The sequence below is a fragment of the Acidovorax sp. FG60 genome (assembly GCF_057808995.1).
The window spans coordinates 249,840-265,299 of sequence record NZ_JBMDJC010000004.1; the positions used below are offsets into that span (position 1 = coordinate 249,840).

Sequence of the window (15,460 nt, forward strand, 5' to 3'; positions counted from 1 at the left end):
GCTTCAGCCAGTCCGCCGTTATTCCTGAGGATTGATCAGGCGGTCGCCCACGCGCACGCCGCTGCGGATTTCCAGCAGCAGCGCGTACGAGACGCGGTCGAAGGTCCGGAACACCATGGCCGTCCCGTTGCTCTCGCTGGGTAGCTTGATCATGGTCTTCCCCTCGCCAGTCACATCCTTGATGCGGTCGCCCTGGGTCAGCAGCGACAGGACATGACCTGGCTCAATGCCGTCTTGCGAACCCATGTTGATCGCAACCACCTGGTTCTGGGCGGCATAGGCTGCCGAGAAGCTGCCGTAGATGGAGACGATGCGCGCGTCCACATCGATGTGGGGCGCTCGTGGGGTGTAGCTGGTGAAGACCCGGGCAGGCGCTGGCAGGATGCGGTCTCCTGCGCGTATCTCTTCCTTGGTGCCGGACAGATCCACAGTGGCAGGCACATATTCAGAGACATAGCCGCCCTTGCCGTTGGGAATCTCTTCAAAAGACTCGCCACGCACCAGCTCGGCCTTGCCCAGGTACTGTGCTTCGTACCCCAAGATTTCACCCGTCACCGGATCCTTCATGGCCACGGCATCGCGGAAAACACGGAAAAAACGGGGCTCGCCAGGTTCTGCACGAACGGGGGCGGATGCATCGCCGCGCACATAGGCGCGGTCGCCACTGGCCATGAGCACGCGATCTTCGGTGGTGGCCACAATACGGGGAGCCCGTTGCAACACGTCGGCATCCACCACCAGAGGCTCCACGAGGAAGGGCTCAATCAGGTGAGATTTGAGAGTGGGGAGCGCCGTGCTGGCCAGACTGTCGCTGCGGGTGCGGGGCGACACGCGCACCGTCTGAGGCTCTGAATCCGACACGCCAGGGGGTGTCGTCCGCAGGCGGGCGTAGCTGCCATCCTTGTCCAGGTAAAGCGTCTGGCCCGGATAAATCAGGTGCGGGTTTGCAATGGCCTTGAGGTTCATGCCCCACAGTTCGGGCCAGCGCCAGGGCCGCTTGAGGTACAGACCCGAAATACCCCACAACGTGTCGCCGCGCTGCACCGTGTAGGTGTCCGGGGCGTTGGGCGCCAGCTCGGACAAGGGGATGCCACGCTCCGACACTTGCTGTGCCGTGGCGCGCTGACCGCTGGAGATGGGAGGGGTCTGGGCCTGAGCCGGTGCGACCAGCAAAGCGCCAGCGATGATGGTGAGCGCGCCCAGGGCGGTCCGCCGCACGCTGGTGAATGCTGTCATGTTGTTCCTTTTCTCATGCATTGGGAAACGCCCCCTCGCTGGCACCTCGACGCACGGAGCAACCGCGCAGCCGGGCAAATACGTTACAAAGCTTCTTAGATTCTCTGCTCAAGCCCTTGATTCGGCAACGATTATTGGCTGGCGGCGCTGCAGCAGGCCTTAAAAGTGGCGAAAATAGCGACATCTCTTGGCAGCTTTCATGGCAATCCTTCCCATTCTCTGTTACCCGGACCCCCGGCTTCACAAGGTTGCACGCCCCATTGCGGCGGTGGACGACCGCATCCGGACGCTGGTCTCCGACATGCTGGCCACCATGTACGACGCCCATGGCATTGGCCTGGCCGCCACCCAGGTGGACATGCACGAGCGCCTGGTGGTCATCGACGTTTCTGAGGAACGCAACCAGCCGCTGGTGCTCATCAACCCTGAATTGGTCTGGACCAGTGCCGAAAAGCACCTCAACGAAGAAGGTTGCCTCTCGGTGCCCGGCATCTACGACGGCGTTGAACGCTTCGATGCCGTGCATGTGCGGGCACTGGACGCCCAGGGCCAGTCACGCGTCATTGAGGCCGATGGCCTTCTGGCGGTGTGCATCCAGCACGAGATGGACCATCTCATGGGCAAGGTGTTTGTGGAATACCTCTCCCCACTAAAGCGCAACCGCATCAAGACCAAGATGGTCAAGCAGCAGCGGGGGGCGCGCGAGTGACCGGTCCGGCGCTCTGCACCCGCAGGGGTGGCGGAGTGCTGGCGCGCCTGGCGCTTCTTGTGCTGGCGGTGCAAATTTCGGGCTGTGCGCTGCCAGCCCGCGAAAAAACCGGCGCGCTACGCGCAGAGGTGGTTGCCCGTCTGGGGCAACCTACGGCGGTGTTTGCGCTTCCGGCCGGCGAGCGGCTCCTGTACTCCGAACTGCCCGCAGGGTTTGCGGCCTACAACCTGGATTTCGACGCCAGCGGCAGGCTGGTGCGCAACGAGCAGGTGCTGACGCAGGCGCGCTTTGAGAACCTTCCCGTGGGCGTATGGACCACCGCCGATGTGCAGCGCACCTTTGGCCCGCCTTTGCGCGTGGAGCGTGTGGCACGGTTCGAGGGCGACATCTGGACCTACCGCTTCCGCCAGAACTCCGACCCGCGCCTTGCCCACGTCCACCTGGACCGCCAGGGCGTGGTTCGGCTGGTCATGTTCACGGACGAGCTTCCCCATTTTGATAACGCGCGCGACTGAGTGCGTACTTACCTCCTGACAACGGTTTCCCATGAGAGTCATTTTTGCAGGCACGCCCGAATTTGCCCGCGTGGCGCTGGAGCGGCTGCTGGCCGCAGGGTTCACGGTGCCCCTGGTCCTGACCCAGCCCGACCGCCCCGCGGGGCGCGGCATGAAGCTGCAGGCCTCCCCCGTCAAGCAATGCGCGCTGGAGCATGGCATCGCCGTCGCGCAGCCACGCAGCCTGCGCCTGGACGGCAAGTACCCCGATGACGCAGCCGCTGCCCGCGATGCCTTGTTGGCTGCGCAGGCCGACGTGATGGTGGTGGCCGCCTATGGCCTCATCCTGCCGCAGTGGGTGCTGGATTCCATGAGCGCCGCACGGCCGCCCGAAGGCACGAAGGCCCCCTCGGGGGGCAGCGAACCACGCGCAGCGGGAAGCGGGGGGGCGCGTTTGGGATGCCTCAACATCCACGCCAGCCTGCTGCCGCGCTGGCGCGGCGCCGCGCCCATTCACCGAGCCATTGAAGCGGGAGATGCAGAAACCGGCGTCACCATCATGCAGATGGATGCCGGCCTGGATACCGGCGACATGCTGCTGATGGAGCGGCTGGCCATTGCGCCCACAGACACCACCGCCACCCTGCACGACCGGCTGGCCGCGCTCGGGGGCCGCATGATCGTGGAGGCTCTGGAACTGGCCGCCTGTGGAGGGCTGAAGGCTGTGCCCCAGCCCGCCGAGGGCATCACCTACGCCCACAAGATCGAGAAGGCCGAGAGCACCATCGACTGGTCGCTGCCCGCCACGGTGATCGGCCAGCGTATTCGGGCGTTTGACCCGTTCCCCGGGGCCAGCACCGAATGCGCCGGGGAAACGATCAAGGTGTGGGGTTATGAAATTGATAGCGATAAATCGAATACAGATAAGCGCCAGGGGCAAATTTTGTCGGTAAATGGCGACGGAGTGATGGTCGCCTGCGGCGAAGGCACGCTGCGCCTGACCACCTTGCAGCGCGCGGGGGGCAAGCGGCTCGCAGCGGCCGATTTCTTGCGGGGCTTTGACCTGCAGCCCGGCATGGTGCTGGGCGCTGCGCCCACCACCGCCGCGACACCGGCATGAGCCGCCGGGCCGCCATCGGCAACACACTGCGCCACCCCTCCTTTCGCGTGGCCGCCGTCGACATGGCGGGCACGGCCGTGGGCATCGGGGCCTGGGGCCTGGTCACCGGAGTGGTCATGGTCAAGAGCGGGCTGCCCGTTGGGATGGCCATCTTCATGTCGCTGGTGGTGTATGCCGGTAGCGCGCAGCTAGCGGTCATCCCTTTGATGGCGGTGGGCGCGCCGCTGTGGGTGGTCTGGCTCACGGCGAGCTGTGTGAACCTGCGTTTTGTGATCTTCAGCAGCATGTGGCGCAGCTACTTCGCGCACCTGCCGCTGCGCCAGCGCCTAGCGGTGGGCTATTTCAGCGGCGATGTGATCTACGTGGCCTTCATGAAGCGCTTTCCGGAGCCGCGCCCCCAACCCGAGCAGGTGCCGTATTTCTGGGGTGCTGCCAGCACCAACTGGCTGGCCTGGCAGGTGCCGTCCATCGCCGGCATCCTGCTGGCCAATGCCGTGCCGCTGTCCTGGGGCCTGGGGTTTGCGGGCGTGCTGGCGCTACTGGGTGTGCTGCTGTCGCTGCTGTTCGACCGGGCCACCTGGCTGGCCACCGGTGTCGCCGCCACGGCTGCGATTGCCGCGTTTGCACTGCCGCTCAAGCTCAACATCCTGGTGGCCATTGCGGCAGCGGTGGCTGCGGGCCTCTTGATGGAAGCAGTGGACCGCCGCCGCCACAAGCCCGAACTGGTCCTGCTGCCCGCCGACAGCGTGCTGCCCCCTGAAGAACGCGAGCAGGTCGAGGCGGGCGACGTGGTGCCACTGCGCGAGGAGCGCCATCCATGATGAACGACTGGTCCTGGATTGAGCCCGCCATCGCCATCTTCGGCCTGGCCGTGATCACGGTGGTGTCGCGCTCGTTCTTCATGATCCCCGAGCGCGAGCTGCCGCTGCCCGACTGGCTAAAGCGCGGGCTCAAGTACGCACCGCTGGCCGCCCTCACCGCCGTGATCGCGCCCGAGATCCTGATGACCCAGGGTGAACTCATCGGCACGTTCATGGACGCGCGCATCCCTGCCGTCCTGTGCGCCACCGCCTACTACTTCTGGCGGCGCGGCATCCTGGGCACCATCGTGGTTGGCATGGTGGTGTACCTGCCGCTGCACATCGGCTGGAATTGGTAGAGAAGCACCTCCTGAGCCGTGTGCGTCAGTGCCGCCGCCAGAGGCGGTGGCTCTTCGGTGCAGTCCAAGCCTGCGCAGGCAGGCTTGGAGCCGCTGCCCCTCAGCCCCCAGGGGGACGACGCCAGGGGCCTGGCAGAGCCAGTTCCGCGGTTGCACTGGCAAGGGCGCGGGAGCCGCATGGGCTTCGCTCACTAAAATGGCAGCCCTCAAGAGCCCGATTCAATCCACCCCTCCCGCCATGAACATCCTCCGCTTTTCCGATCTGTGCGCCCAAGGCAAGGCCCAAGGCCAGCGCGTTTTCATCCGTGCCGACCTGAACGTTCCCCAGGACGATGCTGGCCGCATCACCGAAGACACCCGCATCCGCGCATCGATCCCCTGCATCCGCATGGCGCTGGACGCCGGAGCGGCCGTCATGGTGACCAGCCACCTGGGCCGGCCGACCGAAGGCGAATTCAAGCCCGAGGACTCGCTGGCCCCCGTGGCCGCACGCCTGGCCGAGCTGCTGGGCCGCGATGTTCCGCTGGTCTCGAACTGGGTGGACGGCGTCACCGTTGCCCCTGGCCAGGTCGTGCTGCTGGAAAACTGCCGCCTGAACGTGGGCGAGAAAAAGAACAAGGAAGACCTGGCCCGCAAGATGGCTGCGCTGTGTGACATCTTCGTGAACGACGCCTTTGGCACCGCCCACCGCGCCGAAGGCACGACCTACGGCATCGCACAATTCGCCCCCATTGCCTGCGCCGGCCCGCTGCTGTCGGCCGAGATCGACGCCCTGACCAAGGCCCTGGCCCATCCCCAGCGCCCGCTGGCCGCCATCGTGGCGGGCTCCAAGGTCTCGACCAAGCTCACCATCTTGAAGAGCCTGGCCGACAAGGTGGACCAACTCATCGTGGGCGGCGGCATTGCCAACACCTTCATGCTGGCGGCGGGCCTGCCCATCGGCAAAAGCCTGGCCGAACCCGACCTGCTGGACGAAGCGCGCGCCGTGATCGCCGCCATGAAAGCGCGCGGCGCCGAAGTGCCGATCCCCGCCGATGTGGTTACCGCCAAGGCCTTTGCCGCCGATGCCCCAGCGACCGTCAAGGCAGCCAAGGACGTGGCCGAGGACGATCTGATCCTGGACATCGGCCCCGAAACCGCCGCCCGCCTGGCCACCCAGCTCAAGTCCGCAGGCACCATCGTCTGGAACGGCCCGGTGGGCGTGTTTGAATTCGCGGCCTTTGAAAACGGCACCCGCGAGATTGCCAAGGCCATCGCCGAATCCCCCGCGTTCAGCATTGCTGGCGGTGGCGACACCCTGGCGGCCATCGCCAAATACGGCATCGAAAAACAGGTGGGTTATATCTCCACCGGCGGCGGCGCCTTTCTGGAAGTGCTGGAAGGCAAGACGCTGCCCGCGTTCGAAATCCTTGAAAAACGCTTCGTTACCATCGTTTGAAATTTGTTACACGCGCCGGTACAAGCAAATGCAGCCGCGCGTAAGCAAGCACGCCAATCTGTGACCAAAAACAACGAATTGCGTGTGTCTGGGCGCAGTTACCTCAATTTTTTCTTGTTTTTGTTGAGTATCGCGCCCAGAATTATTTTTCAATCGCGTGGGATGTATCTGTTCATGTCCCCGCCTCTCAAAGTCCGTAGGAGGGAATCATGAAATTTTCAAAGGCAGTCAGCTTGGCGGTATTGGCCGGCGCTGTGGCTACTTTGGCGGGATGTGCTTATCGTTCGCCCATTCCCCTGGCGGAGAACTTTGAGCTGACGGTACAACCCAAGGTCCGCTCGGCGGGCCACTGGGAACTGGTCTCGAACGACGTGGTGGCGCAAACCCTCAGCACGCTCGACAAGACCGGCATGGCCCCTGGCACGCAATTGCATGTCGCACTGCCCCCCAACCCGAGCGCATTCGATCTGGCATTCCGTGATTTCCTGATCACCAAGCTCGTGCAAAGCGGTGCGCCTGTCTTGCAGGATCCTGGCCAGGCACTCAACGTGACGTACAACACGCAGGTGGTTCGTCACAACAGCCCCCGCCCCCACTTCATTCCTGGCCAGTTCACGATGATCGCTGCGGGCCTGATGGCAGCCTACGGCCTGCGTCACGAGCACCTGGATCTGCAACTGCTGGCCGCGCTGGGTGCCACCTCGCTGGCTGACTACGGCGCCAGCATCAACTCGGGCGGCCCCACCAACACCGAGCTGATCCTGACCACCACGGTCACACGCGGTGGCCAGTATGTGGCCCGCAAGACCGATGTGTACTACCTCGAGAACGCGGACACGCCGCTGTTCATGCGTCCGTCGTACTACAAGAACGTCAATATGAAGGTAGTTTCGCAATGAAAACCGCAGCACTTCTGACCGCGCTGGCCGCAGCAGCTTTGCTGGCCGGCTGTGCCAACAATGGCGCGCCCACGCGCACCGATCCGACCTACCAGGAAGCCGCCAACAACCAGTTCTTGACCAGCAGCCGCGATGCTGTGGCCAAGCTGACCGCCGGTTTCGACCTGAGCGCTGCAGGCAGCGGCCCCGTCCTGGTGGCCACCGTGGTCAACGTGAACGACCTGAGCCGCTCGGCCCCTCTGGGCCGCACGCTGTCCGAGCAATACGCCTCGCACATGGCGGCCAGCGGTTTCAACGTGAAGGAAATCAAGCTGCGCGGCGACGTGTTCGTGCGCGAAGGTGCTGGCGAGTTGCTGCTGTCCCGCGAAATCAAGGATATCGCCCGCAGCCACAATGCCTCGCTGGTGCTGGTGGGCACCTACTCGGCCGCTGCCAATTTCACCTACGTGAGCCTCAAGCTCGTGCGCACGGAAGACAGCCGCATCATCCGCGGCCACGACTACGCACTGCCCAACGACCGTGATGTGCAGCGCCTGCTGGCGGTACCGCGCTGAGGGAATGCGAATTCGGTAGAGGGGCTCCTCCTGCGTACGGGGACTCCCGAACCACCCCAAAAAAGGCCGTCTCGACGGCCTTTTTTGTTGCCCACTGCGGGCTCGTGACCACACCCCGGAGTCCTCTGCGCCGCAGCGGTGGGCAGAAAACCGTGCGGCGGTGCTTGTCACCCCACCTAAAATCACGCCCCATGACCTTCACCGACATGCTGCGCGACGCCACGGCGCAAAACAACTCCCTGCTGTGCGTGGGCCTGGACCCGGAGCCCACGCGGTTTCCTGCGGGAATGCAGGGCGATGCGCACAAGATCTATGACTTCTGCGCCGCCATCGTGGACGCCACGGCCGATCTGGTGTGTGCCTTCAAGCCACAGATCGCCTACTTTGCCGCCCACAGCGCCGAAGACCAGCTCGAACGCCTGATGCAGCACATGCGCGCCAACGCGCCGCATGTGCCGGTGATCCTGGATGCCAAGCGCGGCGACATTGGCTCCACGGCCGAGCAGTACGCCAAGGAGGCCTTCGAGCGCTACGGTGCCGATGCGGTCACGCTGTCGCCCTTCATGGGCTTCGACTCCATCGAGCCCTACCTGGCCTACCACGGCAAGGGCGCGTTTCTGCTCTGCCGCACCTCCAACCCGGGCGGCGACGACCTGCAGACCCAGCGCCTGGCCAGCGTCGAAGGCCAGCCGCTCATGTATGAGCATGTGGCACGGCTGGCGCAAGGCCCCTGGAACAAGAACGGCCAGCTGGGCTTGGTGGTGGGTGCCACCTACCCACAGGAGATCGAGCGCGTGCGTGCCATTGCGCCCACACTGCCGCTGCTGATCCCTGGCGTGGGCGCCCAGGGTGGCGACGCCGCTGCCACCGTGCGCGCCGGGCTGCGCGATGGCGGGCCGATCATCGTGAACTCGTCGCGGTCCATCCTGTACGCATCCAAGGGCGACGACTTTGCAGCGGCGGCGCGCACCGAGGCCCAGCGCACCCGCGCGGTGCTCGAAGCAGCCCGCGCGCGCTGACACCCCACTTTCAGCTCCGACAACCTTCGCGCCGCAGCTGCACCCGGATCACACCCATGCAGCTCAAGTGGCTCGAAGACTTCATCGTGCTGGCGCAGGAGCGCAGCTACACGCGGGCAGCCGAGCTGCGGCATGTCACGCACCCCGCCTTTGGCCGCCGCATCCGCGCGCTGGAGGCCTGGGCGGGTACGCCGCTGGTGGAGCGCGGTGGCGGCCCCGTCACCCTGACGCCTGCCGGGCAGAGCTTTCTGGAAACTGCGGGCCACATGGCGCGCAGCCTGGCACAGTCGCACGAGGAGCTGCAGAGCCTGGCCGGGCGGCAGGCCCGCACCGTGACGCTGGCCACAGGCCGCACGCTGGCACGCACGGTGGTGGCCGACTGGCTGGTGCGGCTGCAGCCCATTTTGCAAAACGCCGAGCTGTGCATACGCACCCGCGCTCTGGCAGACACCGTGGCGCTGCTGGAAAGGGGTGAAGCCGACTTCTCGCTCGTGTACCACCACCCGGCGCTGGCGATACGGCTGGATGCGCGCCAGTTCATGCATGTCACCGTGGCGTCCGACCGGCTGGTGCCCATTTCGCGGGCGACGGCACAAGGGCAGGCGCTGCACCGCTTCGGGCAGGACCACCTGCCCGTGCCCTACCTGGCCTATGCCCCCCAGCTCGCGCTGGGGCGGCTGGTGGAAGACCATCTGTCCCAGAACCCGCATGCGCCCCGGCTGCAGCGGGTGGTGGAGTGCGACTCGGCCGACGCGCACTACGAATACGTGCAAAAAGGCCTGGGCGTGGCGTGGCTGCCCTGGTCCATGGTGCACGCCGATTGCCAGGCCAAACGGCTCGCGCCTGCGGGCGATGCGCGCATGGAAGTGCGTTTCGACGTGCGCCTGTACCGACCCAAACGCCGACTCGGTCCCGTGGCCGAAGCGCTCTGGAAAGCCCTGGCGCAGCGTTGACCACCCCAGGGTTTGCCCGAAGGGGGAGAACCCATTTGGCACACCTTGGTGCCATTTCAGCACCACAGGCGGCTGCCCGCCTTTTCACAATGGCTCCACCCACAAGAACTTCACTGGAGCTCCGCATGCAAAACACTCCCTCCCTGCGCCGCACCGCCTTGCTGTGTGGCATGGCCCTCTTGGCGGCCCCAGCGTTCGCACAGGATGTGTATCCCTCCAAACCCATCACCATTGTGGTGGGCTACCCACCCGGCGGCAGCACCGACCTGACCGGCCGCAACGTGGCCCTGGAGCTGAGTGCCAAGCTGGGCGTACCGGTGGTGATTGAAAACATTGGTGGCGCGGGCGGCGCGATTGGTGCACAGAAGGTGGCGAGCAGCACACCCGACGGCTACACCTTTTTGGTGGGCGCCAGCAACGAGATCGCCATCAACAAGCTGGTGACCAAGAAGGTGAAGTACGACGTGAAGGACTTCACCGCCATCGGCCTCATCGCCTCGCAACCGCTGGTGCTGGTGGCATCCACCGGCGCGGGCGTGAAGAACCTGGCCGAGTTCACGCAGAAGGTGTCCAAGAACCCGGGCAAGTTCAGCTACGGCAGTTCGGGCGTGGGCACTTCGCTGCACCTGGCGGGCGAGATGGTCAAGGAGCAGGGCAAGCTCTTCATGACGCACATCCCTTACCGGGGCGTCGCGCCGCTCACCAACGACCTCATGGGCAACAACCTGGAATACGGCGTGTTCGTGCTCTCCAGCGGCCTGCCACACATCAAGAGCGGCAAGGTGATCGCCCTGGGCACCACCGAAGCCAAACGCTCCGCCGCCACACCGGACATCCCGGCCCTGGCCGAAACCCCGCAGTACAAGAACGTGGACATTGGCGTGTGGTTTGCGCTGATGGGCCCGGCCAACCTGCCCAAGCCGGTGTTCGACAAGGTGAAGAAGGCGCTGAACGACACCCTGCAGTCGCCCGATTTCAAGAAGAAGATGGAAGCCAGCGGCTCCACCGTGGCTGCGACCACGGTCAACATCGACCAGTTCCTGGCGGCCGAAGTCGCCAAGTACAAGAAGATTGTGGAATTCGCCAAGATCGAAGAATGAGCAGCAGCACCGCCCCCCAAAACACGGCCGTTCCACCGCTGGCCTTCGAGCTGCCCGCGCCCGACATCACCGCCTGGCGCGTTGGCAACACCGGCACCGAAGGCGTCTGGCATTTCGACTCGGGCGAGCCCGGCCGCCACGTGATGGTCAGCGCGCTGGTGCATGGCAACGAGCTGTGCGGCGCCTGGGCCTTGAAGGGCCTGCTCGAAGCGGGCGTGCGGCCGCAGCAGGGCACGCTCACGCTGGCGTTCTGCAACCTCGATGCGTTCGACCGGTTTGACGCGAGCAACCACGACGCCTCGCGCTTCACCGACGAAGACCTCAACCGCCAGTGGCTGGACGAGCGCATCGACGCAGCCGACACCAACGAGCGCCGCCGCGCCGCCGCGCTGCGCCCGTTTGTGGCGCAGGCCGACTGGCTGCTCGACATCCACTCGATGCACGAGCCCTCGGCCCCACTGCTGCTCACCGGCATCCAGCCGCGCAACCTGGAACTGGCGCGCGCCATGCGCTCGCCCGAGCACATCGTGGTGGATGCGGGCCACAAGGACGGCGTGCGCATGCGCGACTACGGCCGGTTTGGCGCGCTGGAGGACGACCACGGCAACAGCACCCGTTCGCTGCTCATTGAATGTGGCTTCCATGGCGACCCGGCCAGCCGCGCCGTGGCACAGGACCAGTGCGTGCGCTTCATCGAACAGTCCGGCGCCCTGAGCGCCGACGCCCTGGCGCAGCAACTGCCCGGCTGGCGCCTGCCCGATGCGCCCCGCCAGTGGGCGCTGGAGGTGACCGGCCCCGTGGTGGCCACCAGCAGCGCCTTCCGCTTTGTGGCGCCCTACACGGGGCTGGAGCTGTTTGAAAAGGCTGGCACCGTGATTGGCGACAACGACGGTGTGCCGGTGACCACGCCGTATGACAACTGCGTGCTGGTGATGCCGTCGGTGCGCCAGGCGCGCGCGGGCGTGACGGTGGTGCGGTTCGCGCAGCGCAGGGCGCTGTAAGCGCGCAGTAACAGTTTAGTAGCGGCGCAACAGGCGCACTGCAGAGGCGGTGGGTGGCAGGAGCCCCCGCCTCTTCCTATTCAAATACTATAAATTTAATAGCTGTTAGCGCTTATCCATCAAGCGCTAGAGGCCATTTTTGCTTGTATTTTTGGCCCCAACACCACACAGGCCAGAGCTGCCACCACCAGCACAATCCCCGCCCACTGCCAGGGCGCCACACCCTCGTCCAGCAGCAGCCAGCCTGCGGTAAGCCCCACCACCGGCACCGCCAGGCTGAAGGGCGCCACGCGGTTGGCAGGGTAGCGCTGCAGCAGGTTGGTCCACAGCGCATAGCCAACAATGGTGGCCGCCCAGCCCAGGTAGGCCACAGCCGCCCACGACAGCAAGGGCACGTCCGCCAGCGTTTGCCACTGCAGCCAGCGTGCGGCGTCAGGGTCGAACACGGCAGACAGCGCCACAAAAGGCAGCACCGGCACCAAGCTGCTCCAGATCACAAACGCCAGCGGGTCAAACCCCGGGCTTTGCTGCTGCGCCAGGCGCGCCACGATGTTGGACGAGGCCCACATGGCAGCGCCGCACAGCGTCAGCAGCAAACCGGCCAGCGTGGTGGCCGCCGCTACACCCACGCCAGAGCCTGGGCCCACGTAGTTCATCGCAAAACACACCAGCCCCAGCGCGGCCAGCACCAAGCCCCACCGCAAGGGCAACCCCGGCCGCTCGCGCAGCAGCGCAAAGCCGAACAGCGCGGTGAAGAACACCTGCGTCTGCAGCAGCACACTGGCCAGCCCGGCCGTCATGCCCACCTTGAGCCCGACAAACAGAAAACCGAACTGCCCCACGCCCTGGAACAACCCGAACAACAGCACCCAGCGCCAGTGCATGCGCGGCGGGCGCACCAGCAGCACCAGCGGCAAGGCGGCACACAGGTAGCGCGCGGCGCCCAGCTGGAAGGGGCTGAAGCTGCGCAGCCCCCATTTCATCGCAACGAAGTTGACGCCCCACAGGACCACCACCACCAGGGCGGCCAGCAGGTCGCGCGCACGCAGCGGGCCACCTACCGGGCCTGGAGGGCCGGATACAGGCGCCGTCACTGCGCAGCCCGCGCAGCGTCGATGTGTGCCTTCACCCGCTGGGCCAGGGCCATGTCGCCGGGGGTTTCGGGGCTCCATTTGTCGATGGCACGGGGCTGCTCGTCGGCATCCACGGCGGTGTAAACCGCCACGCAGTGCAGCACCTCTTGCAGCGGCTCGCCATGGATGCCACCGCTGCGCACCTCCACGGCCAGGTGCATGGCGGTGTCGGTGGTGGACGCCAGGCGCGCATGCACCTCCACCAGATCCCCCGGGCGAATGGGGTGCACAAAATGCGCGCCGCCCACAAACTCGGTGATGCACGGCCCCTTGGCCCAGGCGCTGGCGCAGGCAAAGCCGGCATCGTCCACCCAGCGCAGCACGGTGCCACCGGGCACACGGCCGGCCTGGGGCAGGGTGCTGTGAGACGCCAGGAAACGCAGGGTGATCGATTGCATGCCAGGTGCTCCAAGGGGCGGGTGTTGGGGCCATTATTCTCCAGCACGCCCTCTGCTGGCGCCCCGCCTGCAGACCTCGAAAAGCTGCCGCAGGTCGGCCGAAATTGACCAGAGTCAAAACCCTACTCAAAACAGCCCCCTACATTGCGTTACATCCCGCGCGGCCTGATGGAGGGCCGCATCCCAGTCGGCGGGTGCCGACACCCCGCCCCCTGAGGTCTACCCTTTTGCGCACACTCCTACCGTGCGCCTACTGCCATGTCCCTTCTTCACCGCTTGAACCTGCTCGAAAAATTCCTCATCCTGGGAACCCTCGGGCTCATGATGAGCGCACTGCCCACCTACCTGACGGTGCGCGATGCGCTGCACGCCATTGGCCATGCGCGCCACGAGGCGCAGGGCATGGTCCCTGCGCAGGCACTCACCCGCCTCGTGCAGCAGATGCAGGTGCACCGGGGCCTGTCGGTGGGCATGCTGGGCGGCGACGAAACCCTGGCAGCACGCCGCCCCGCTGCGCGCGATGCCGTCAACGCGGCGCTGGACGATGCCACCACCCGCTTTGCGGCCGCCAAGGTGCCCGCCGCCCAGATGGCCGCCTGGACCCAGGCCCAGCAGACCTGGCGCACGCTGGAGCAGGCCGTGGCCGCACGCAGCATCGAGCAGGCCCAGAGCACGGCACAGCACACGCAGCTCATCGCGTCGCTGCTGCAGCTCAACGAATCCTTGCTGCATGCCTATGGCCTGCAGATCGACCCCGACGCCGACACGCACGCGCTGATCCAGGCCTCGCTGGTGCAGGCGCCCATGCTGGGCGAAAAGCTGGGCATGCTGCGCGCGCAAGGCGCCAGCGCCCTGGGCAAACGCGAGCTGACGCCCCAGGGCAAGGGCCAATTGCTGGTGCTGCAGCAGCGTGTGGCCGAGCTGCAGGCCGACACCTTCCGGGGACTGGACCGCGCCCTGCAAGGCAATCCCGATCTCCAACGCGCCCTGGGCAGCAGCGCGCAGGCCGTGCAGGGCCAGATCCAGCAATCGCTGCAGATGGCCGAACGCGACGTGATCAACGCTACCGAACTGCAGCTTGCGTCCAAGGACTATTTCGACGCCTTCACCCGCACCATCGAAGCGCTGAACGCGCTCAACAACCTGTCCATGGCCAGCCTGGACCAGGCGCTGCAGGCCCGGGTGTCTGACCTGCAACGGGGGCTGCTGTGGGTGGCTTTGGCGCTGGTCGTCACGCTCTCGGCCACCAGCGGCATGGCGCTGGTGTTTGTGCGCTCGATGACGGTGCCGCTGTCGCAGGCCGTGGCGCTGTCACGCGCCGTGGCGCAGGGTGACCTGAGCGGCGCCCCGCTGGCCCACGGCACCAACGAAGTCGGCCAGCTGCTGCAAGCGCTGCAGCAGATGCGCAGCCAGCTCACGCAGGTGGTCCGCCAGGTGCGCAACGGTTCTGAAAACGTGGCCACGGCCAGCGTGCAGATTGCCCAGGGCAATACCGACCTCTCGGCCCGCACCGAAAGCCAGGCCAGTGCGCTCGAAGAAACCGCCGCCTCGATGGAGCAGCTCAACGCCACCGTGCGCCAGAACGCCGACAGCGCCCAGCAGGCCAGCCAGCTGGCCGCGAGCGCGAGCACCGTGGCCACCCAGGGCGGCGAGGTCGTGGCCCAGGTGGTCAACACCATGCAGGGCATCAACGCCGCGTCGCAGAAGATCTCGGACATCATCGGCGTGATCGATTCCATCGCCTTCCAGACCAACATCCTCGCGCTCAACGCGGCCGTGGAAGCCGCCCGCGCGGGCGAGCAGGGCCGGGGCTTTGCGGTGGTGGCCAGCGAAGTGCGCAGCCTGGCCGGACGCAGTGCCGAGGCCGCGCGCGAGATCAAGGCCCTCATCAGCGCCAGCGTGGAGCGCGTGGAACAAGGCACGGCCCTGGTGGACCGCGCGGGCAGCACCATGACCGAGGTGGTGGCGTCCATCCGCCGCGTGACCGACATCGTGGGCGAGATCAGCGCGGCCAGCCACGAACAATCGCTGGGCGTGGCCCAGGTGGGCGAGGCCGTGACGCAGATGGACCAGGTCACGCAGCAAAACGCCGCCCTGGTCGAGGAAATGGCCGCCGCCGCCAGCAGCCTGCAGAACCAGGCCGAAGACCTGGTGCAGGTGGTGTCGGTGTTCCGTCTGGGGGACGAAGGCCAGGGCCAGCACAGGGCACCACGCCCCACAAATTCGCTACAAATTCAATAGCTATCA

Annotated in this window: 16 protein-coding genes; 13 read left to right on the plus strand and 3 right to left on the minus strand. The window is 66.0% G+C overall.

What is annotated here, in order from left to right:
* Positions 1–18: 18 nt before the first annotated feature.
* Positions 19–1,236 (minus strand): LysM peptidoglycan-binding domain-containing protein, encoded by a 1,218-nt coding sequence (locus ACODS0_RS08290; protein ID WP_218300823.1) that lies wholly within the window; start codon positions 1,234–1,236, stop codon positions 19–21.
* Between the two features lie 199 nt (positions 1,237–1,435).
* On the opposite strand from ACODS0_RS08290, the gene def reads away from it, so the two are divergent.
* From def to ACODS0_RS08350, 12 genes are all read left to right on the plus strand, one after another.
* Positions 1,436–1,945, plus strand: coding sequence for a peptide deformylase (gene def / locus ACODS0_RS08295; RefSeq protein ID WP_488834193.1), 510 nt, complete (start codon positions 1,436–1,438; stop codon positions 1,943–1,945).
* Between the two features lie 35 nt (positions 1,946–1,980).
* Positions 1,981–2,460, plus strand: a complete 480-nt coding sequence (locus ACODS0_RS08300) for a hypothetical protein (RefSeq protein ID WP_488834195.1) — start codon at positions 1,981–1,983, stop codon at positions 2,458–2,460.
* Between the two features lie 31 nt (positions 2,461–2,491).
* Positions 2,492–3,559: a methionyl-tRNA formyltransferase gene (locus ACODS0_RS08305; RefSeq protein WP_488834196.1), complete on the plus strand. Its 1,068-nt coding sequence runs from the start codon at positions 2,492–2,494 to the stop codon at positions 3,557–3,559.
* Positions 3,556–4,380 (plus strand): AzlC family ABC transporter permease, encoded by an 825-nt coding sequence (locus ACODS0_RS08310; RefSeq protein ID WP_055400344.1) that lies wholly within the window; start codon positions 3,556–3,558, stop codon positions 4,378–4,380. The genes ACODS0_RS08305 and ACODS0_RS08310 overlap by 4 nt, the downstream gene beginning before the upstream one ends.
* A complete protein-coding gene (locus ACODS0_RS08315) occupies positions 4,380–4,718 on the plus strand; it encodes an AzlD domain-containing protein (RefSeq protein WP_121421627.1) in 339 nt (112 codons plus the stop codon). Before ACODS0_RS08310 ends, ACODS0_RS08315 begins: the two co-directional genes overlap by 1 nt.
* 238 nt (positions 4,719–4,956) lie before the next feature.
* Positions 4,957–6,156 carry a phosphoglycerate kinase gene (locus tag ACODS0_RS08320; protein ID WP_488834198.1) on the plus strand — a complete coding sequence of 400 codons (1,200 nt, stop codon included), beginning with the start codon at positions 4,957–4,959 and terminating at the stop codon, positions 6,154–6,156.
* 209 nt (positions 6,157–6,365) lie between these two features.
* Positions 6,366–7,055: a hypothetical protein gene (locus ACODS0_RS08325; protein ID WP_055400342.1), complete on the plus strand. Its 690-nt coding sequence runs from the start codon at positions 6,366–6,368 to the stop codon at positions 7,053–7,055.
* Positions 7,052–7,609: a FlgO family outer membrane protein gene (locus tag ACODS0_RS08330; RefSeq protein WP_055400340.1), complete on the plus strand. Its 558-nt coding sequence runs from the start codon at positions 7,052–7,054 to the stop codon at positions 7,607–7,609. Before ACODS0_RS08325 ends, ACODS0_RS08330 begins: the two co-directional genes overlap by 4 nt.
* A gap of 191 nt (positions 7,610–7,800) precedes the next feature.
* Positions 7,801–8,628, plus strand: a complete 828-nt coding sequence (gene pyrF / locus ACODS0_RS08335; protein WP_121508156.1) for an orotidine-5'-phosphate decarboxylase — start codon at positions 7,801–7,803, stop codon at positions 8,626–8,628.
* Positions 8,629–8,684: 56 nt separating this feature from the next.
* Positions 8,685–9,581, plus strand: coding sequence for a LysR family transcriptional regulator (locus tag ACODS0_RS08340; RefSeq protein ID WP_218300819.1), 897 nt, complete (start codon positions 8,685–8,687; stop codon positions 9,579–9,581).
* A gap of 125 nt (positions 9,582–9,706) precedes the next feature.
* Positions 9,707–10,681, plus strand: coding sequence for a Bug family tripartite tricarboxylate transporter substrate binding protein (locus ACODS0_RS08345; protein ID WP_218300818.1), 975 nt, complete (start codon positions 9,707–9,709; stop codon positions 10,679–10,681).
* A complete protein-coding gene (locus tag ACODS0_RS08350; RefSeq protein WP_488834205.1) occupies positions 10,678–11,682 on the plus strand; it encodes a M14 family metallopeptidase in 1,005 nt (334 codons plus the stop codon). The genes ACODS0_RS08345 and ACODS0_RS08350 overlap by 4 nt, the downstream gene beginning before the upstream one ends.
* Positions 11,683–11,801: 119 nt before the next feature.
* Here the strand turns inward: ACODS0_RS08350 and ACODS0_RS08355 are convergent, their stop codons facing one another.
* Both ACODS0_RS08355 and ACODS0_RS08360 read right to left on the minus strand, forming a co-directional pair.
* Positions 11,802–12,776: an EamA family transporter gene (locus ACODS0_RS08355; RefSeq protein WP_488834207.1), complete on the minus strand. Its 975-nt coding sequence runs from the start codon at positions 12,774–12,776 to the stop codon at positions 11,802–11,804.
* Entirely contained in the window at positions 12,773–13,213 is a 441-nt protein-coding gene (locus ACODS0_RS08360; RefSeq protein ID WP_488834209.1) for an acyl-CoA thioesterase, read from the minus strand. The genes ACODS0_RS08355 and ACODS0_RS08360 overlap by 4 nt, the downstream gene beginning before the upstream one ends.
* A 258-nt stretch (positions 13,214–13,471) precedes the next feature.
* Between ACODS0_RS08360 and ACODS0_RS08365 the strand changes: the two genes are divergently transcribed.
* Positions 13,472–15,454 (plus strand): methyl-accepting chemotaxis protein, encoded by a 1,983-nt coding sequence (locus ACODS0_RS08365; RefSeq protein ID WP_488834211.1) that lies wholly within the window; start codon positions 13,472–13,474, stop codon positions 15,452–15,454.
* The last annotated feature ends 6 nt before the right edge of the window (positions 15,455–15,460 follow it).